Annotated in this window: 16 protein-coding genes; 9 read left to right on the top strand and 7 right to left on the bottom strand. The window is 69.1% G+C overall.

The window, feature by feature from the left end; genetic code table 11:
• Positions 1-121 precede the first annotated feature (121 nt).
• A complete protein-coding gene (locus MKD38_RS08655; protein WP_252675855.1) occupies positions 122-829 on the bottom strand; it encodes a TerC family protein in 708 nt (235 codons plus the stop codon).
• Positions 830-1,418: 589 nt separating this feature from the next.
• Here MKD38_RS08655 and egtD point away from each other — a divergent pair.
• Both egtD and MKD38_RS08665 read left to right on the top strand, forming a co-directional pair.
• Entirely contained in the window at positions 1,419-2,513 is a 1,095-nt protein-coding gene (gene egtD, locus MKD38_RS08660) for an L-histidine N(alpha)-methyltransferase (RefSeq protein WP_252675857.1), read from the top strand.
• A 147-nt stretch (positions 2,514-2,660) separates the two neighbouring features.
• On the top strand, positions 2,661-3,917 hold the full coding sequence (locus tag MKD38_RS08665) for an SUMF1/EgtB/PvdO family nonheme iron enzyme (RefSeq protein ID WP_252675866.1): 1,257 nt from the start codon (positions 2,661-2,663) through the stop codon (positions 3,915-3,917).
• 84 nt (positions 3,918-4,001) lie between these two features.
• Here the strand turns inward: MKD38_RS08665 and MKD38_RS08670 are convergent, their stop codons facing one another.
• From MKD38_RS08670 to MKD38_RS08690, 5 genes are all read right to left on the bottom strand, one after another.
• The gene (locus MKD38_RS08670) at positions 4,002-5,900 is read right to left on the bottom strand and encodes a DEAD/DEAH box helicase (RefSeq protein ID WP_252675868.1); all 1,899 of its coding nucleotides are present in this window, start codon (positions 5,898-5,900) and stop codon (positions 4,002-4,004) included.
• An 807-nt stretch (positions 5,901-6,707) separates the two neighbouring features.
• On the bottom strand, positions 6,708-6,950 hold the full coding sequence (locus tag MKD38_RS08675) for a hypothetical protein (RefSeq protein WP_252675870.1): 243 nt from the start codon (positions 6,948-6,950) through the stop codon (positions 6,708-6,710).
• 103 nt (positions 6,951-7,053) lie between these two features.
• Entirely contained in the window at positions 7,054-7,326 is a 273-nt protein-coding gene (locus tag MKD38_RS08680) for a hypothetical protein (RefSeq protein WP_252675872.1), read from the bottom strand.
• 86 nt (positions 7,327-7,412) lie between these two features.
• A complete protein-coding gene (locus MKD38_RS08685; RefSeq protein ID WP_240072402.1) occupies positions 7,413-7,682 on the bottom strand; it encodes a hypothetical protein in 270 nt (89 codons plus the stop codon).
• A gap of 53 nt (positions 7,683-7,735) precedes the next feature.
• Positions 7,736-8,005: a hypothetical protein gene (locus MKD38_RS08690; RefSeq protein ID WP_252675874.1), complete on the bottom strand. Its 270-nt coding sequence runs from the start codon at positions 8,003-8,005 to the stop codon at positions 7,736-7,738.
• Positions 8,006-8,413: 408 nt separating this feature from the next.
• Here MKD38_RS08690 and MKD38_RS08695 point away from each other — a divergent pair, with 408 nt between their 5' ends.
• Positions 8,414-10,510, top strand: coding sequence for a serine/threonine protein kinase (locus tag MKD38_RS08695; RefSeq protein WP_252675876.1), 2,097 nt, complete (start codon positions 8,414-8,416; stop codon positions 10,508-10,510).
• A gap of 49 nt (positions 10,511-10,559) precedes the next feature.
• Here MKD38_RS08695 and MKD38_RS08700 read toward each other — a convergent pair whose 3' ends face one another.
• On the bottom strand, positions 10,560-11,813 hold the full coding sequence (locus MKD38_RS08700; protein ID WP_371925658.1) for a formylglycine-generating enzyme family protein: 1,254 nt from the start codon (positions 11,811-11,813) through the stop codon (positions 10,560-10,562).
• A 257-nt stretch (positions 11,814-12,070) separates the two neighbouring features.
• Between MKD38_RS08700 and MKD38_RS08705 the strand changes: the two genes are divergently transcribed.
• From MKD38_RS08705 to MKD38_RS08730, 6 genes are all read left to right on the top strand, one after another.
• A complete protein-coding gene (locus tag MKD38_RS08705) occupies positions 12,071-12,496 on the top strand; it encodes a DUF4399 domain-containing protein (protein ID WP_252675880.1) in 426 nt (141 codons plus the stop codon).
• Between the two features lie 58 nt (positions 12,497-12,554).
• Entirely contained in the window at positions 12,555-12,983 is a 429-nt protein-coding gene (locus MKD38_RS08710; RefSeq protein WP_092307142.1) for a DUF4399 domain-containing protein, read from the top strand.
• A 302-nt stretch (positions 12,984-13,285) separates the two neighbouring features.
• Positions 13,286-13,552, top strand: coding sequence for a hypothetical protein (locus MKD38_RS08715; RefSeq protein WP_252675882.1), 267 nt, complete (start codon positions 13,286-13,288; stop codon positions 13,550-13,552).
• Positions 13,553-13,760: 208 nt separating this feature from the next.
• Positions 13,761-15,194, top strand: a complete 1,434-nt coding sequence (locus tag MKD38_RS08720) for an efflux transporter outer membrane subunit (RefSeq protein ID WP_252675968.1) — start codon at positions 13,761-13,763, stop codon at positions 15,192-15,194.
• A gap of 227 nt (positions 15,195-15,421) precedes the next feature.
• Complete coding sequence (locus tag MKD38_RS08725) at positions 15,422-18,094, top strand: FHA domain-containing protein (protein ID WP_252675883.1); 2,673 nt, start codon at positions 15,422-15,424, stop codon at positions 18,092-18,094.
• Positions 18,091-19,473, top strand: coding sequence for a beta-barrel domain-containing protein (locus tag MKD38_RS08730; RefSeq protein ID WP_240072397.1), 1,383 nt, complete (start codon positions 18,091-18,093; stop codon positions 19,471-19,473). Before MKD38_RS08725 ends, MKD38_RS08730 begins: the two co-directional genes overlap by 4 nt.
• The last annotated feature ends 57 nt before the right edge of the window (positions 19,474-19,530 follow it).

The following is a 19,530-nucleotide window of genomic DNA, read 5'->3' on the forward strand; positions in this document are numbered from 1 at the left end:
GAGGTGGCGCGGGCACCTGGGCCCGCGAAGCTGGCATTTTAAAGCAAGACGGGCCGCCCTTCCGGGCGGCCCGTCCTTTGCGGCAGGGCCAGGGCACGCGGCCCTGGCGCCGGGGGCAGGCTTAGTGGCTGCCGGCCGGCTCCTGCTGCTGCTCGCGGCGCTTCTGCACCAGGTAGCCGGCGCCCAGCACGCCGCCGACGATCAGCACGTACAGGCCCCAGTTGACCACCGGGTTGGCTTCGAAGAACGCCTTGATCATCGGCTCGTGCACGATCATCTTGACCGCGGTGAAGGCCAGCACGCCGGCGCCCACGTAGATGATGACCGGGAAGCGGGCCATCAGCTTGAGCACCAGGCTCGAGCCCCACACCACGATGGGGATGCTGATCAGCAGGCCCAGCACCACCAGCAGGAAGCTGCCGTGCGCGGCGCCGGCCACGGCCAGCACGTTGTCGACGCCCATCACCGCGTCGGCGATGATGATGGTCTTCATCGCGCCCCACAGGGTCGCGGCGCCCGCGCCATGCCCTTCTTCGCCGCTGTCGTCGGACAGCAGCTTGTAGGCAATCCACACCAGCGCCAGGCCGCCCACCAGCATCAGCCCCGGAATCTTCAGTAGCCAGACCACGCCGATCGTCATGGCCGAGCGGACCACCACGGCACCCACGGTACCCCAGATAATGGCCTTCTTCTGCAGGTGGGGCGGCAGGTTGCGTGCCGCCAGCGCGATCACGATGGCATTGTCGCCGGCCAGCACCAGGTCAATGACGACGATGGACAGCAAGGCCGTCAGGAACTGCATCGTGAACAGATCGGTAAACCACTCCATGAACTCTCCTCAGGTACGAATCAGCGCAAGCGCGCGCATTGGGTTCGCCTGGATTCACGTGCACGGGAGCGTGGGGGCGCCTTTGCAAACCATGAAGTCCAGGTTGCAAAGGTCTTGCTCGACCACTGGCGCGGTATGCGCGCCGGTTGTCAGCACAACCGGGGACTGCGGTCCCGGAATGACGATTGTGCTAAGGGCAAAGCCCCGGAGCTACTCCCCTTTGAGGGACACGACCCGTTCAGGGGTCGCGCTGGGCGGGATTATAAACGAACTGCAAGCGACATGCCGAATTAGGAAAGATACTGACTCAAGTTCGCCGGGGTGCCGTAATCGTCTCGCCCAGGCGCGCCATGGGGGCGCTCCGGGTGCGACTGCGCAATGACGGCGCGCTGGCGGCGATTTTGTATCGGGCCCGCCATGAGGCTGCGCGATCCGCCGGATCGGCCTATCCTTGAGGTTCGGCTCCGACCGATGCGCCCCGGACAGCACAGGCGCGCATTGCGGAGACCGGCGCGCACGACATGCACAGCGCGGCCTTGGGGAATACGCAGTGAAGCAGTGCCCATTTGCGACCACACAAGGAAACGACATGCCGGTTGTCCCGAACCCGCCCAACCCGCCCTCACACCACAAAGCCCCGCAGACACCCCTCCCGCCCCTGAACCACCATAACGGCCATGCCGTGGCGCCGCCCGCGCTGGTGGCGCTGGCCAACGGCCGCGCGCAGCGCCCGCCGCAGCCGGAGCTGGTGCAGCAGTACCGCGAAGACAGCGGCGCGCTGCGCGAGCAGGTGCTGTCCGGCCTGCGCGCCACGCAGGCGGCCATCAGTCCCAAGTTCTTCTACGACGTGCTGGGTTCGCGCCTGTTCGAAGCCATCACCGACCTGCCCGAGTACTACCCGACCCGCACCGAGGCCGCGATCTTTGCCAGCGCGGCGCCCGCCATCGCCGCGCGCGCGGGCAGTGGCTGCGTGCTGGTGGACCTGGGCGCCGGCAATTGCGAGAAGGCGGCGCGGCTGTTCGGCAGCCTGCGCCCGGCGCAGTACGTGGCGGTGGATATCTCGGTCGAGTTCCTGCGCGCGACGCTGTCGTCGCTGCAGCAGCAACATCCCGAGATCCCGATGCTCGGCCTGGGCGCCGACCTGTGCGCGCCGTTCGACCTGCCGGCCCGGGTCAGGCGCGGCAGGCGCCTGTTCTTCTATCCGGGCTCGAGCATCGGCAATTTCGCTCCCGTCGAAGCCCTGGCCTTGCTGCAGCGCCTGCGCGGCGCGGCCGGGCGCGGCGACGGCGTGCTGATCGGCGTGGACCTGCACAAGGACGAAGCCACGCTGGTATCGGCCTATGACGATGCACTGGGCGTCACCGCGGCCTTCAACCGCAACGTGCTGCGCAACGTGAACCGCATCGTCGGCACCGATTTCGCGCTGGACGACTGGCGCCACCAGGCCAGCTTCGACCGCGCGGCCTCGCGCATCCAGATGCACCTGCAGGCATGCCGCGACGTGCGCGTGCAATGGGACGGCGGCGCGCGCGAATTTGCCGCCGGCGAGCGCATCCATACCGAGGATTCGTACAAGTACCGCCCCGAGGACTTCGCGCTGCTGCTCGAAGCCGCCGGTTTTGACGACCCGGTGTACTGGTCCGATCCGCGCGGCTGGTTCGCGGTGTTCCACGCGCGCGGCTGACCGGCCCGCCGGTCGGGTAGTGTCATAATGGCCGCAGTCCGGCGCGGCATGCCACGGCGCGCCACGTCCGGCGCCGCGGCGGCCTCGGTTGCCCGCGGCTGTCCAGATCGCTGCTGTCCACCCTCCATTCCCTGCGCGGACTTCCCGATGAGCGGCTTTCCCATGCTTCCCGATCTCTACTTCACCGGCGGCAAGGCGACGTGGTCGGACCCGCGCCGGCTGCCGCGCGAAGGGCTGGCGCAGGCACTGGTCGACACGCGCAGCCGCACGCTGGCGTGGCTGGCGCCGTTCGGGCAGACCCGCCGCGCCTGGGATGTGCCGCGCCAGTACGATGCCGACCCACCGCTGTGGACGCTCGGCCACGTTGCCTGGCATGCGGAGTGGTGGTGCCTGCGCGGCGTGCGCCAGGTCGATCGCGGCGGCGTGCCGGTGCCGGTGGCGTCGGAGCCGTCGCTGCTGGACGGCGCCGATGAATGGTTCGATCCCGACCGCATCGGGCCCGACGAGCGCTGGGAGATCGCGCTGCCCGACGTCGCGGTGGTCAAGCGCTATGCGGCCGAGGTGCTCGACGGCGTGCTGCGGCGGATCGCGCTGCTGCCCGACGACACCGACCTGACCCTGTACCCGTACCGCCGCGCGCTGCTGCATGAAGACGCGCACGGCGAGGGCGTGGCCGCGCTGCTGCAGGCGCTTGGCATGGCCCCCGCGGAGGCCGCCGGCGCGGCGCCGGCGCCGCCCGCCGGACATGGCGGCACGCTGCATTTCCCGGGCGGGCGCTTCACGCTCGGCTGGAGCGATGCCGACGGCTTTGCCTGGCCCGACGAGCTGCCGCCCCAGCCGACCTACGTGCCCGCGTTCGAAATCGACATGGCGCTGGTCAGCAACGCGCAGTTCCTGGAATTCGTCGAGGACGGCGGCTACGAGCACCCGGCCTGGTGGTCGTCGGCGGGACGGCAATGGCTGATGACGCAGGAACGCTCCGCGCCGCGCTACTGGTCGCGCCACCAGGAATCGCGCGCGTGGATGCTGGAACGCTTCGGCACGCTGCGCACGCTCAATCCCGACGAGGCGGTGCGCCACGTTACGCTGTACGAGGCGCAGGCGTGGTGCGTCTGGGCCGGGCGGCGCCTGCCGGCGGAATCGGAATGGGAACTCGCCGCGACCCAGAACCGCGGCCTGCAGTGGGGCGCGCTGCGCGAGTGGACCGCCACGCCGTACGAGCCGTATGCAGGCTTCGTCGCCGCACCGTCCGACGGCGCCATGGTGGGGCGCTTCGGCACGCACCAGGCGGTGCGCGGGGTGTCGTTCGCCAGTCCGGCGCGGCTGCGCCATGTGCGCGCGCGCTGGGCGCGGCTGCCCGAAGACGACCTCTCCTTCATCGGCTTTCGTACCTGCGCGCTGTAGCGCAGCGCCAGCAACGAAAAAAAACAGGGCACCCGAGGGTGCCCTGTTTGGTCATGCGGCAGGTGCGCTCAGCGCACCGTGCGCTCAACGCTCGTAGCGCGAGCGGCTGTTGCGGTTGCCGCCGTTGCCACCGCCATTGCCGCCGCCGTTGCCACCATACGCGCCGCCAAAGCTGCGGTTGCCGTCGCGGTTGCCGAAGCTGCGGCCTTCGCCGTTGCCACGGTAGCCGCCGCCGTTGCCACGGCTGTCGCCAAAGCCGCGGTTGCCGTCACGGTTGCCGAAGCCGCTGCGGTTATCGTCGCCGAACGTGCGGCCGCCTTCACGGTTGCCGAAGCCGCGCGCGCCGTCGCTGGCGCCGCGGTAGCCGGTGCCCTGGCCGCCCTGGCCACGGTAGCCGCCTTCACGGTTGCCAAAGCCGCCACGGTTGTCGTCGCCGAACGGGCGCGCGCCTTCCGTGCGGTTGCCGAAGCCACGGCTCTCGCCGCCGAACTTGCGCTCGCCGAAGCCGGTGCGGTTGTCGCCGCCGAACTTGCGGTCGCCGAAGCTGCGTTCGCCGCCACGGTAACCGCCGCCATTGCCGCCGCCGTTGCCACGGAAGTCACCGCGCCCGCCCGGCTTGCCGCCGAAGTTCGAGCGCGGCTTGGGCGAGCGGCGCGGCTCCAGGCCTTCGATCACCGAAGCGTCGACGCGCTGGTTGGTGAAGCGCTCGATCCGGCGCCACTGGAACATGTCGTTGTGGTTGACCAGGTTGATGGCGATGCCCGAGCGGCCCGCGCGGCCGGTACGGCCGATGCGGTGCACGTAGTCCTCGGCCTGCTTGGGCAGGTCGAAGTTGACCACGTGGGTGATATCGGGCACGTCGATGCCGCGCGCGGCCACGTCGGTGGCCACCAGCACGCGCAGGTTGCCGCGGCGCAGCGCGGTCAGGGTGCGGTTGCGCGCGCCCTGGGTCATGTCGCCGTGCAGCGCGCCGGCCGAGAAGCCGGTGTCGGACAGGCGCTCGGCCAGCGAATCGGCATCGCGCTTGGTCGCGGTGAAGACGATCGCCTGCTTGAGCGACGCGTCGCGCAGCAGGTGGTCCAGCAGGCGCTCCTTGTGCGACATGTCGTCGGTGAAGTGCAGGCGCTGCTCGATATGGCTCTGGTCGGCGCGGGCGGCGGCGATCTCGATGCGCTGCGGATCCTTCAGCTGGCGCGAGGCCAGCTGGGCGATGCGCGCATCCAGCGTGGCCGAGAACATCAGCGTCTGGCGCGAAGCCGGGGTGGCGTTGACGATGGCGTCGATGTCGTCGGCAAAGCCCATGTCGAGCATGCGGTCGGCTTCGTCGAACACCAGCATCTGCAGCGCCGACAGGTCGATGCGACCGGCATCGATATGGTCGAGCAGGCGGCCCGGCGTCGCCACCAGGATGTCAGGCATCTTGGCCAGCGCGGCCAGCTGCTTGGGGTAGGGCATGCCGCCCAGGATGCTGGCGCAGACGATGCGGCGCAGGTTGCGGCCGTACTTGGCTGCGGCTTCGGTCACCTGCAGCGCCAGTTCGCGCGTCGGCGTCAGCACCAGCAGCGCCGGCTGGGCCGGGGCCGGACGGGGGCGCTTGCCCTTCATGCGCTTGGCGGGCTCGGTGGCGCGCTGCGGCGCGGGCATTTCGCTGATGCGCTGGATCGCGGGCAGCATGAACGCCGCGGTCTTGCCCGAACCGGTCTGGCTCGAGACCAGCAGGTCGCGGCCGGCCAGGAAGGCCGGAATGGCCTGGGCCTGCACCGGGGTGGGCGTGTTGTAGTTCAGCTCGGAGAGCGCGCGCAGGATGGCCGCGTCGAGGCCAAGCGCGGCGAAACCGCTTTCCACGGCCGGGGCTGCCACTGCCGGGCTGGGGTTGAGCAGGGCGTCGAGCTTGTCGAGCGGGCTCTGGGCAGCGTCGGAAGTGATCGAAGCGTCGGTCGCGGAGGCAATAGCTTGCTCCGCACGAATGTCGTGCTGGGTCATGTCGGAATGGTCAAATAAATGCATGGCACCCCGAAACGCAGAATGGGGTGGGCGCAGTGCAAAGTCTTAAAAAGGCTTCGGCGCCAATCGGTGAGGCCGTTACGACAGACACAGCTGGCAGTACGGCGGCAGGCAGGGTGGTGGCTGGTCACCGCGGGGCGGCCCGGCCATGTCCCTGGCAGGCAAACAGCTCAGTTCAGGCTGTTCAACAGGATCGGAGACGAGGCGACGTCAGGTGAGCGGTGCGTTCTGCTGGGCGGCTGGGGCCATATGTGATGACTAGGCGTCCGGCAGCGAGGAAACAGAGCTTGGGAGGGCAGCGGATTCGCCGCGGCAGCAGGCCGGGCGCTTGGCGGATCTCACAGTTGCGAAACTCACGGCGCGGATTATAGCAGAGTGCCAGAATTTTGTTGCACTGCGAAAACGTAACCGGATATGTCAGCGCTGCGTCACCTGCGCCGCCGCCGCCGGCGGTCTGGTTGAAAGCCGGAATGCCCCGCCTATACTTGAGGCGCGAGCACACAGGATGCCCGCACGGGGCGGACGAAAACGCTCCCGCTTGACCTCCTCCAGCGGCATGGCGCCGCTGTTCGCGGCAAGCACTGCGGTCATTGACTCCAGGCGCCAGTCTTCCTGCGACTCTCCGGGTGGTCCGGATGGGCGTCCGCGTCATGGGCGGAATCATGGGAAGCCTGCATGGATACAGAATGACCGAACTGCTGACCGCGTGACCCAGGCGGTCCGGGCCCGTCCGCATCCAAAGCCCGCCAGAGATGGCGGGCTTTTCATTTGGGCCGGCGGGGCGCTTCAGTCCTCCGCATCCTTGCCCGCGGACTTGCGCGGGAGGCGGCCGAGCGGTGCCTCGCGCGGCATCACCTGGCGCTTGCCGGGCAAACCACCGGGGTAGTCGACGATGCGCACGGCGCCCTGGCGCCGCAAGCCATGCCATGCCTGGCCGCCGGCGGTGCGCCCGCCACCGAGGATGGTGGTCATGGCCTGCCGGTCGAGATCCATGCTGTCGGGCAAATCCTTGATGACGATCACTGCCATGGCTGTCTCCGGTCAAGCGGGACCACGGCCTTGCGGCCGCGGGACCGCTTCAGTATAGGCGAGGCGTCCCGCGCTCCTGCCTGCGGGCCGCCGCGCGCTGCGCTCACACGGCGGCAAAGTTGCCGGCCCATTGCGACGGGTTGACGTTGACGCGCACCGGACCGACGCCGGGGCCGACGAAGCTGTTGTTGAGCGTGTTGACGTTGATGCTCTGCAGCTGCGCGATGTTCTGGTTGACGTTGACGGTGACATTGGCGAGCGGGCCGACATCGCCGACACCGCGGCTGAGCCACGAGTTGCCGCCGCGTACGGCGCACAGCGAGGCACGGTCGAGTTCCTTGCTCAGGGCAAGGTCGCGGACGAGGATGGTTGACATGATGGTGCTCCTTGAATCGGTGTGGGGGCGGCAGGCGCGGAGATTGCTGCGGTCAGGCAGGCGCTCCGCGCGCTGCGCATCGGCGTTCAGCCGAAGATGTTGTTGGTGGCGTTCTGGTTGGTGTGCACGTCGGACTTGACGTGGTCCAGGAAGGCCGAGCCATTGCCGTTCAGGTTGGTGACGGACTGCATCTGCGCGATGCTTTGCACGGCGCTGATGCTCTTGTCGACCGACGCCTTGATCGGCATGTAGACGGCGGCGAAGGGCAGGTACGACATGCCGCCGCGCACGGCGTGCATGCGCTTGCTGTCGAGGGTTGCGGCGGCGGACAGGTCCTGGATGGTCAGCGTGGTCATGATGGTCTCCGGTATCGGTAGTCAGTGTCTGGATTCAGTCAGCGGACGAAGGCTCAGCCGTAGATGTTGTTGGTGGCGTTCTGGTTGGTATGCACGTTGGACTTGACGTGGTCCAGGAAGGCCGAGCCGTTGCCGTTCAGGTTGGTGACGGACTGCATCTGCGCGATCTCCTGCACGGCGGTGATGCTCTTGTCGAGCGACAGCTTGACCGGGCTGTAGACGGCGGCGAACGGCATGTAGGCGATGCCGCCGCGCACGGCGTGCATGCCCTTGCGGTCCAGGGTTTCGGCGGAGGACAGGTCCTTGATGGTCAGCGTGGTCATGATGGTCTCCAGTAGAGGAAGGTGTTGCCTTGGGTTTGGGGTTCGAGCATCGGGTTGGTGTCGCGCTCGGGAGGGACAAACGCAGGGACTGTGCCAGGGCCGTGGGCACGCGCGCTGCGCGCACGCAAGTGCCTGAAAACAAGGGGAATTCGCAGTCGATGTCGACTCGCGGGCACGGCCCGCGCGGCGCAGCCAACAACCCGGTGTGATGGGCCGCGGCCAACACAGGCGGCGGCGGTGTTGGTGCCGCTGCGACAGTGCCGCGCGCGGGCGGCCAGCGCGCATGCAAAGCGCGCCGAGGTGCGGTCGCATGCGGCCCTCGCATGGTTTGCGCATGCCTTGGGTGCGCACTAGTATCCAGCGAGGAGAGGGCATATCCGCAGGGTGGGACAAGCCCTGCCAGCAACCATGTCAGGGCATCCCGTGGCCAGTCTCAAAGACCTGATCCGCAAGTTCCAGAACGGTGGTCTCTCCGACGACGAGTTCGTCGCGTCATTCGAAACGGCCCTGGCGCAAGATCCCACCACGCCGAGCCAGGCAGCACGGGTGGTGATCGAGGAAAACACGCGCTTTCCGTTTCCGCCCGCGGTCTATGCCGAAGTCATGCGGCGCATCGAGCGCCGCGGCGCTACCCAATACGACGGTGCCAGCGACGCCACGCGGCTGGCCGGCACGGAGACCGGCTCGATGTATGCAGCCTCGCCCGAGCCCGGCACGCTGCCGCAGACGCCGGCCACCAAGGGCGTGGGCGATACGCTCAATGGCCGCTTCGTGCTGGAGGAATGCCTGGGCGTCGGCGGCATGGGCACGGTCTACAAGGCGCTCGACCTGCGCAAGCTGGAAGCCTCGGACCGCCGGCCGTACATCGCCATCAAGGTGCTGAACCTGCAATTCAGCGGCCATCCCAAGTCGCTGATGGCGCTGCAGCGCGAGGCGCGCAAGGCGCAGACGCTGGCGCACCGGAATATCGTCACGGTCTATGACTTCGACCGCGACGGACCGGTGGTCTTCCTCACCATGGAGTACCTGTCGGGCTCGTCGCTCAACCATGTGCTCAAGGCCCCGGGCTTTGCCGGCATGCCGATGGCGCGCGCCATGCCCATCATCCGGGGCATGGGCAATGCGCTGGCGTATGCGCACGAGCGCGGCTTCGTGCACTGCGACTTCAAGCCCGCCAATGTCTTCCTGACCGACAACGGCGAGGTCAAGGTGATCGACTTCGGCATCGCGCGCGGCTTCCTGCCGCCGGCCGACGAGTCCGACCGCACCGTATTCGATCCCGGTTCGCTGGGCGGCATGACGCCGGCCTACGCCAGCCCCGAGATGTTCGAGCATCGCGAGCCCGACCCCCGCGACGATATCTTCGCGCTGGCCTGCGTGACCTACGAGCTGCTGAGCGGCAAGCATCCCTACCAGCGGCTCTCGGCCAACCAGGCGCGCGAAGCCGGGCTCAAGCCGGCGCCACTGCCGCCGCTGGGCCGCACGCAATGGAAGACCCTGCGTGAAGCACTTTCGCTGGACCGCGAAACGCGCACGCCCACGGTTGCGCGCTTCCTGCAGGGCATGAGCGCGTCGCCGGCCGCCGTCAGCGGCCCGGCGCGCCGCTCCGGCCCGCTGGTGGCGGGCGGCGTGCTGAGCGTGCTGGCCGGCGTGGCGGCACTCGGCTACTACGCCTGGCAGTCGCAGCGGCCAGCTGAAGCCCCGGCCGCGGATGCCGGCGCGACCGCGCCGCTCAGCGCTGCCGCGCCGGTGGCGGAGCCGCCCGCTGCGCCCGCGCCTGCGCCGCCAGCCCCCGCGCCCGCGCCCGCGCCGGCCGCCGCGGTGGAACTGTCGATGGCCGAGGTCGGCAAGTTGCTGGCCGCGGTGCCGTGCTCGCTGCTTGCCGGCGCGCGCCAGGACCAGACCCTGCACGTACGCGGCTACCTGGCCGAGAGCGTGGGTGCCGCGCGCCTGCGCGAACAGCTCAGTGGCTTGCCCGGAGCCAACGCGCTGCGCGAGGTGGTGGTGGACGCCCAGCCGCTGGCCGCCGACAAATGCGAGGTGGCCAGGATGATCGCGCCGTACTGGTCTGGCAATCGGCAGGGCGAGACGGCGTCGTCGCTGCAGTTGCGCGGCAAGGGCACGCAACTGACCGAGGGCGCGCCGATGGTGCTCGACCTGCGCACGCCGGCGCAGGATTCCTATGTCTATGTCGATTACTTTGCCGCCGACGGCAAGGTGGCGCACATGGTGCCGAGCCAGCGCATACCGGCCCACCAGGCGCCGCCGGCGTATCACGCCACCGTCGGCGACAGCGGCGACTGGATCGTCTCAGCGCCCTTCGGCAACGAACTGGTGGTGCTGCTGACCACGCCGGCGCCGCTGTTCGCGGCGCGCCGGGCCGAGGTGGAGTCGCGCCAGGACTATTTGCGCGCGCTGGAAAAACCGCTGGCGCAGATGGCGCGCACCTATGGCCGCGACCGCATCAGCGCGGACCTGGTGCAGATTTCCACGCGCGCACGCTGATGGCGCCGACCACGGCCCCGGGGCTTGCGCTTCACGCCGCAGCGGCCTGCTACTTCATCTCCCGCACCACGCGAAAACCGTTCTGCGACTGCCGCACGCTCGGGCTGTACTTGAAGCGCGTCGACGACACCATGTAGCTGGCGCCTTCGCGCCACGAGCCGCCGCGGATGACACGGGCGCCGCAGGCGTTCTCGTTCCATGCGCGCCCGTCGGCGGGGGCGCCCTTGTATGAGCTGTGCCAGCAATCGGCGACCCATTCCCACACGCTGCCGTTGACGTCGTGCAGGCCGTAGGGGTTGGCCGCGAACGAGCCCACCGGCGCCGGCGCATCCTGGTTCCATGGGTCGCCGCAGTCCTTGCAGTTGGCATTGCCCTTGCGCATCTGGTCGCCCCACCAGTAAGTGCTGGCACTGCCGCCGCGCGCCGCGTATTCCCATTCCGCCTCGGTGGGCAGCCGGTAGCTCTTGCCGGTGGTCTTGCTGAGCCACGCCACGTACTGCTGCGCGTCGTCCCAGCTGACGTCGCGCACCGGCGCGTTCTTCGCGCTGTCGGCGACGGTGGGAATGCGCTGGCAGCCGCCGGCGTCGGCGCAGGCGTTCCATTGTTCGACCGTGACTTCATAGCGGCCGATGGCAAAGGGCTGGGCGATCGAGACTTGATGGGGCGGCTTTTCGGCCGGGTCGCTGGCGCTGCTGCCCATGGTGAAGCTGCCCGCCGGCACCGTGACCAGCGCCGGGCAGGCCGGGCAATCGCGGATCTCGGCGGTGCGCAGCGTGGCACTGACCACGCCGTCGCCTGCCGGGCCGGCGCGCGGCGCCGCGGGCGCTGGTGTTGAAGGGCGCGCGGCCGCGGGCGCGGCCGGTGCAGCCTTGGCCGGGGGTGCCGAAGCCGTGGCTGGCGCAGGGGATCGCGAAGCCTGTCCGCCGGCGCGTGGCTGCGGCGCGGGCGCCTGCGCCTTGGGCGCGGGGGCGCTGCCCGCCAGGCGCTCGAGCCGCGCCCTGGCCAGTCCCGCGAAGCGGCCGTTGGGGTACTGCTTCAGGTAGGCCTCGTAGTCGGCGGCGTAGTTGCTGTTCTTGATCGATTCCCAGAAGCTCAGCTCATACTGCTCGTCGGTGTTCTTCGGCATGATGCCGGCCAGCAGTGGCGGGGGTTGCGCCGCCGAATCTTGCGTCGATTCGCCGGCCGCGGGCATTGCGGTGGCGAGCAGCGCTGCCGTGGCGGCCATCGGGATCATCGCAGCCACGCGTACGACTGGTAGGTTGCGCCACATCTTCACACCTCGCTGGAGCCGCCGCGATTCCATTGCATGCCGTACCCGCCGGCATGCGCTGGGCACATTGGGGTGTGGCCAGGACGTCGACCGGCTTGCTTCAAGATAGCACAGCGCGTGTGGATGCGGCGGAGCATTGCGAGGCCGCCGCCGCACGCCGGGGTCGCCTTTTCCGCGCTTGCGTTCTAACCTGAATGACGAATCGCCGAGCGCTGACCAACAAGCAACAACAAGGGGCTTTCGGGACAACGTGATCGGGTTTCGGGATAGATCTCGGGGAGGCGACGCGTATGTCCAGACGATTCCTGCTCCGCCTGCTGGCGGCCGCCACGCTGGCTGCCGTGCCTTCGCTGTCGTTGCCGACGGCAGCTCCGCCCAATGCCGAGGCCTATATCATCTGGCCGTACGACGGCGCCGTCATCGGCGGCGGCAAGTTCTGGGTGCGCATGGGCCTGCGCAATATGGGCGTATGCCCCAAGGGCGTCGAATCGCCGCGCTGCGGACACCATCACCTGCTGATCGATACCGAGCTGCCGCCACTCGACAAGGAAATCCCCTCGGACAAGAACCACCTGCACTTCGGCGCGGGCGAGACCGATGCGCGCATCGAACTGCCGCCAGGCAAGCACACGCTGCAATTGCTGATGGGCGACGCCAAGCATGTCCCGTTCGAGCCGCCGATCTATTCGAAGAAGATCACGATCACGGTGAAATAGCGCCGCAGCGTGCGCCGCGCTCGCCGGCGCAGGCTGATCAACAAACAGGGAGAGCGCCATGTCCCGACTACTTGCCGCGGCTGTCTTCGCCGTCAGCCTGTTGCTGTCCGCGTGGGTGCAGGGCGGTCCCACGGCTGCGCCGCCCAATGCCTATCTGTACATCGGCTGGCCCAATGACGGCCAGACCTTGCCCGCCGGCAAGCCGTTCAAGGTGTGGTTCGGGCTGCGCAACATGGGGGTGGCGCCCAAGGACGTGAAGTTTCCCAATACGGGGCACCATCACTTGCTGATCGACGTGGAGTTGCCGCCGATGGACAAGGAGATTCCCAACGACCGCAACCATCTGCATTTCGGCGCGGGCGAGACCGAGACCATGATCGAGCTGGCGCCGGGCAAGCACACGCTGCAACTGCTGATGGGCGATGACAAGCACATACCGACCAACCCGCCGGTGTATTCGAAGCGGATCACGATCTATGTGAAGTAGGCCTGCCGCACGCAGTCTGGTGACCCGGCCTGAATCGGGCCGGGTTGTTGGCCCGCTCCCAACACGCGTCCTCCCATCTGTTGGTGGCTTCCCGCCACCGCGCCGCTCATCCATCGCGAAGCAGTCGTCCCCGGCCACGCGCCGGGAACGAAAAAAACCCGTGTTTACAGGCATTTCCGCGATCCGGTCGGGCCTCGCGGGCGCGCTGGCACAGTCCCTGCGTTTGTCCCTCCCGAGCGCGACACCAACCCGATGCTCGAACCCCAAGCCCAAGGCAATACCTTCCTCTACTGGAGACCATCATGACCAAGCTGACCCTCACCGACCTGACCACCGCCGAAACCCTGGACCGCAAGGCCATGCACGATGTGCGCGGCGGCCGCGCGCTGCCGTTCGTGGCCGTGTTCCAGCCGCTGAACCTGTCGTTCGACAAGAGCATCACCGCCGTGCAGGAGATCGCGCAGATGCAGTCCGTCACCAACCTGAACGGCAACGGCTCGGCCTTCCTCGACCATGTCCGTTCGCATGTGGATACCAACCAGAACGCCAGCAACAACATCTATCGTTGAGAGGATGGTTGAGATGGCGCAGCGCCGCGGGGGCGTCCCCGCGGCGCTTTTGCCGACCCCGTGCCGATCGGGGTTGGAGCGCGCGCCCGCGCGCACCACAATACAGACAGACGTGGTGGCCCCGTTGTACCGGAACCGGTACAGCCCTGCGGACCGCCGCCGTCGCACGCAGGAAGACATCGTGCCCGCATTCCCCCTTGTTCCGTCCATGCTTGCGGTGATCCGCGCGCCGCGCCGTGCTGCCTGGCTTGCCGCGCTGGCGGGCCTGGCGCTGCTGGCGGGGTGCGCCGATTTCCGCCCGCCGGTGTACCAGCGCCCCGAAACGCCCGCCAAGGCCGAATGGTCGCGCCAGGACTCGATCACGGTATCGCCGTCCGAAGCGGTGCAGCCCAACTGGTGGCTGGGCTTCAAGGACCCGTACCTGAACCAGCTGATCGAACGCGCGCTGGGCGGCAACTACGATATCAAGGTGCTGGCAGCGCGCATTCGCGTGGCCAACGCGCAGATCGGCGAGGCCCGCGCCGGCGGCCTGCCGGTGATCGACGTCGGCGCCGGCGCAAGCTTCGAAAAGAGCACCGGGCAGAAGTCCACCTGGACCTTTAACGCCGGCGCCCAGCTGAACTGGGACATCGATGTCTGGGGCAAGGTCGAGAAGGGCGTGCAGGCGCAGACCGCCGAGTTCCGCGCCACCGAGGCGGACTGGCGCGCCGGCTACCTGACGCTGGTGGCCGGTGTCTCGACCACTTACTTCCAGATCCTGCAGTTCGACGAGCAGATCGAGCAACAGTCGCGCACCGTGGCCAGGAACGGGCAGATCCTGTCCACCTACCAGGCCATGTACCAGAACGGGCTGGTGCCGAAGATCCGCGTGATGCAGCAGCAGGCGGAAATCAATCGCCTGAACAAGGACCTGCTCGAGCTGCGCCGTTCGCGCGATGTGGCGGAGAACGCGCTGGCGACGCTGGTAGGGGTGCCCGCCGGCAATCTCAAGGTGCCGGCAGGGCGGCTGCAGGACCGCGTGCAGCCGCCCGCGGTGCCGGCGGGACTGCCGTCGCAGCTGCTGGCGCGGCGCCCGGATGTAGTGGCGGCCGAGTATCGCGTGCTGGCCGCCTACAACATCGTCGGCCAGGCGCGCCTGGCGCAGCTGCCCAGCATCAGCCTGACCGCGCGCGGCGGCACCGCCAGCTTCGCCCTGAGCGACCTGCTCAAGTCCTTCACCTTCGGCTTCATGCCGAGCATCAACCTGCCGATGCTGGACCCGAGCGTGCGGGCGCGGGTGAAGACCACCGAAGCGCAGGTGGGCGTGGCGGAAAACGAATATGGCCGCACCGTGATGACGGCGTTCGAGGAAGTCGAGACCGCGCTGGTCAACGTCGACGCGCACAAGAAGCAGCGCATCGAACTGCAGCAGCAGGTGGAACAGCTGCGCGTCGTGTCCGCGCAGATCGAGGCGCAACTGAAGGAAGGCGTGGTCTCGCAGCTCGAAGTGTTCGAAACCGAGCGCTCGCTGCTGGCCGCGCAATTGCAGTTGTTGGCGGTCCACCAACAAATCCTCGGCGACACCATCACGCTCTACAAGGCGCTCGGCGGTGGCTGGCCCGAAGCGGATGTGCGCAACACCGCCCTGAATCCGCCCCAGTAAGTGATGCTGGCCATGCCGCGCGCCGGGGCAGGTGATGCCGGCGCAAGCAACGCGTTGCGCAACGCCAGCACGCGCGCCGGCCGCTGGCTTCGCGCCGATGCCGCTGCCACCCCAACCACGCCTGGCGTGGCCGATTGACTAGCCTAGGCCGTCGCCTACTATGTTCTTAGTCGCTTCATCCCCCTGGCCTGCCGCCGCGGCAGCCGCGCTGTTGGCTCGCTGGAAACATGGCTCCTGACGAAGCACTGATCATGGAAATGCCGGTGAAAATGGCCCAGGGATCCGCACGGGACCTCGCGCAGGACGCGGCGCAGGAATTCGATGTATTCCTGACGCCGGTGGCGCGCCCCGAGCTTGGCGAAATCCGCATCGATGAAGCGCTCTTTGCAGTCGGACGCAGCGAGCTGCCGTTCGCCGCCTATCCGGAAGCCCTGGCAGCGCCGCTGTCGCGGCGCCATGCACGCATTTTTGCCGAGCATGGCGCGGTCTACGTGGCGGACCTCGGCAGCAAGAACGGCACGCGCGTAAACGGCGTGGCGGTGGCGCGCCAGCCGGCGCGGCTCAGCGATGGCGATGAAGTCGCGTTCGGGCCGATGCTGTCGTTCCGGGTGCGGCTGTCGCCGCGCGCGCCGCAGCCCGAGCCGCCGCGCGTGGCGCTGACGCTGGTGCCGGAACGCCATGACGTCGGGCTGCAGCCGCTGCACGTGGAGCAGTTCCCGTACCTGATCAGCAAGGGCGACGATGCCTTCGCGCGTTTTCGCGACAGCTATCCGCACCAGGTCAACTACCTGTCGCGGCGCCATGCGCATATCTACCTGAAGGGCGGCACCCCCTTCGTCGAGGATCTTGGCAGCACCAATGGCACCTTCGTCAACGGCAAGCGCCTGGCCGACCACGGTGTGCCGCTCGACGATGGCGACCTGATCGCATTCGGCGGCAACCACTTTGTCTACCAGGCGCAGGTGCGGTCTGACGGCGCCGGCGATGCCACGGCGACGCGTTCGCTGCTGCAGCTTCCAGACACGCCTGACGCGCCTGGCGCGCCCGGCACGCCCGCATCGCCTGCCGCCGTGGCTGCCACGATCGCTACGCCGCCCGCCCGCGACGACGGCGACCGCACCACCTTTGTCGGCGCGCCCGATTCCTTCCTCGATATCTTCTGCGTCGACTACGCGGCCCACCAGGAGGACGAGGTCAACACCGAAGCCGAGGCCCAGGCCGCGGCAGCCACCGCCGCCGCCGACGGCGCGCGCGGGGGGGGCCGTGCGCGCGGCCGTGCCGCGCTGCTGCTGGCGGAAGGGGCGCGGCTGTTCGGACTGGACCAGCCGGCGCGCACGCGGCACGCGGCGCGCTGGGGCGGGGCCTTGCTGCTGCTCGTGCTGGTGGCGGGCGCTGCGTTCTACTGGCGTGGCGCGCCGGAGCGCGCGGTGCAGTCGCGCTTTGCCGCCGGTGACCACGCGGGCGCGGCGCAGGCGGCCGACAGCTACCTGGCGCGGCATCCCGAAGATATCGAGGTCCAGGCCATCGGTACCGAGGCCCTGTTGCGTGCGTACGTGCCCGACTTTGCCGCCAGGCTCAAGGCCGGCGACATGGCCGGCGCCGATGCCGTGCTGGCCCGCCTGCGCCAGCTCGGCACGCACAACGCGGAAGCGCGGCCGCTGGTGGCCGAGCTCGACTGGATCGGCAGGCTCGAGCGCTTTACCGCGCCGCGCGGCGCCGATGCGCCGATCCGGCTCTACACCGACGAAACGCCGATGCGCCAGCTGCTGGCGTACTGGAACCAGGACACCGCCGCGCACCAGCGCGCGCTCGGGCGCATCGCCGCCGACGTGCCGGCGTTCCGCGACCTGTATGCCGATGCGCTCAGCGATGTGCGACGGCTGCAGAACGACGCCTCGGTCTATCTGGCGGCGATCGACCGGCTCAATGCCACCATCGCTGCCGAACTGGGCCGCGACCGCCCGGAGGCCTTGCAGCCAGTGCTGGCCGAATACCGCGAGAAGTATCCGCGCCTGGCCGGCCTGGACCGGCTGCAGTCGGACCTGGATCGCTACACCGGCCTGATGCAGGCATTGCGCGCACGCCGGCCGGGGCAGCTGGTGGCGCGGCTGGGCGACAGCCGTTTCGCCACGCCGCCGTTCCAGGCGCAACTTTCCAGCCTGGGCGCGCGCCTGCCGCCGCCGGACATGGCGCGCGCGTATGCGAACGCAGCCGGGGCGTGGCAACGCGGCGACAGCACCGCCGCGCTGGCCGCGCTCGGGCAGATTCGCGGCGGGCCGTGGGCCGACGACCTGGCGCGCGACGTGGCGCACAAGCAGCAGGTCGCGGCGCAGTACGCCGCGTTGCAGTCCGCGCGCGGCAGCCGTGGCTACGAAGACCGCCTGCTGGATTTCTACGCGATGCTCGAGGCGGAGGAAGACGGCTATTTCGCCAAGGCGGTCGAGGCCGATGTCAACGGCGTGCGCGACAGTGCGCTGCGTCGCGCGCGCGAGCTGATGGCGAGCGCGCTCGCGGCGTGGAAGCAGTATCGCGCCAACGGCGTGATCGGCGGCGAGCAGCGGCTCGAGCCCGGCATCTCGCCGAAGTTCCGCGCGCAGGCGCGGCTGCTGTCGCAGGCGCAGGACGACGCGCGCCGCGGCATGCGCATCTTCACGCAACTGCGTGCGGGCGAAAGCGCCGACCTGGCGCAGCTGGCCAAGGTCGAGCAGGAGATCCGTGCCGAGGCCGAGCAGCAGCGGCACGCGCTGCGCGAACTGGGCACGGTGCTAGATCCCGCCGTGCTCAAGGCCAAGCTCGCGCTGATCGGCGGTGAAGACACCGGCAAGGCGCCCGATTCCGTCGCGCCTGCGTCTGCGGCCGCGGCCGCGGTCCCGCCACCTGCGGCAGTGGGGAAGCCATGAAGGACGATGCCCGCCACGCCGGCCTCAAGCCACTGTCCGAGGCGCTCGAAGACCACGGCGCCGAAGGCATCGGCCTGCTCAGCGCCGAGCCGTCGCGCCTGGGCCTGCTGACCATCGTCACCACCTTCGCACTGGTGCTGTGCGGGCTGGTCTGGTCGTTCGTCGGCCATGCCGATGTCATCGTCACCGCGCAGGGTACGCTGGCGCCGGAGTCCGAGGTGCGGCGCTTCTATGCCCCGGTGGACGGCGAGCTGGCCGACCTTTACGTGGCGGAAGGGCAGCCCGTGTCCAAGGACGATGTGCTGGCGCGCCTGAATGCGCGTGGCGCAATCGAGGCCGCCGCCAACGCGCTGGAGGCGCAGCTCAAGCTGGAAGACTCCGAGCGCGAGTGGAAGCAGTTCCCCGACAAGAAGGCGCTGATGGAGCGTCGCGCGGCGGCGCTCAAGCAGCAGATTGACGTGGCCACGCGCCAGCACGAGACCCGCATCGCCGAAGGCACCACGCGGCTGGCCGAGCAGCAGCGCGCGCAGCTGCAGGAAGCGCGCAGCAACCTCGACAACGCGCGGCGCGCACGCGAATTCGCGCGCCAGGAGCAGGACCGCTATGCGCGCCTGCTGGCGCTGCCCGGTGGCGGCGGGGTTTCGCAATCGCAGGTCGATGCCAAGCGTGCCGCGGCGCAGGATGCGGAGAACAACCTGCGCGTGGCGCAGTCGCGGCTGGGCGAACTGGAGGCGCGCCTGGGCCGCGAGCTGACCCAGGCCAGCTCCGAGCTGGAAAGCAGCGGCCAGGACCTCGCCGGCCTGCGCGTGCAATATGACGCGGCGCTGCGCGAGATCGCCAATACCGAGGACAAGCTGCGCCTGCAGGTGCAGACCGCCCGGCTGGTCGCGGACGCCGCCGCGCGCATCCGCTTCGAGAACATCGACAAGGACAACTTCCTGCTGATCCTGGCGCCGGTGTCCGGCGTGATCACCGACGTCACCTCGACCCAGCGCGGCGACAAGGTGCAGGCCAATACGCCGCTGGGCGGCATTGCGCCCAAGGATGCACGCCCGGTGGTGAAGATCGTGATTGCCGAGCGCGACCGCGCCTTCCTGCGCGAGGGACTGCCGGTCAAGCTCAAGTTCAATGCGTTTCCGTACCAGCGCTACGGGATCATCGATGGCACGCTGGAGTTCATCTCGCCGGCGACCAAGCCGGGCGGGCCGGACAAGCAGCCGGTCTACGAGGGCCGCGTGCGCCTGGCGCGCGACTATTACACCGTGGCCGACAACAAGTATCCGCTGCGCTACGGCATGACCGCCACGGCGGAGATCGTGGTGCGCGAACGGCGCCTGATCGACCTCGGGCTCGACCCGTTCCGCGAGGTGGCCGGCTAGCGCCGCGGTGGCACACAGCAACAGCATCTGGGCAGACGGGCGCGCCGCCGCGCCAGG

The organism is Cupriavidus sp. WGlv3, from assembly GCF_023952475.1.
Lineage (GTDB): Bacteria > Pseudomonadota > Gammaproteobacteria > Burkholderiales > Burkholderiaceae > Cupriavidus > Cupriavidus phytorum.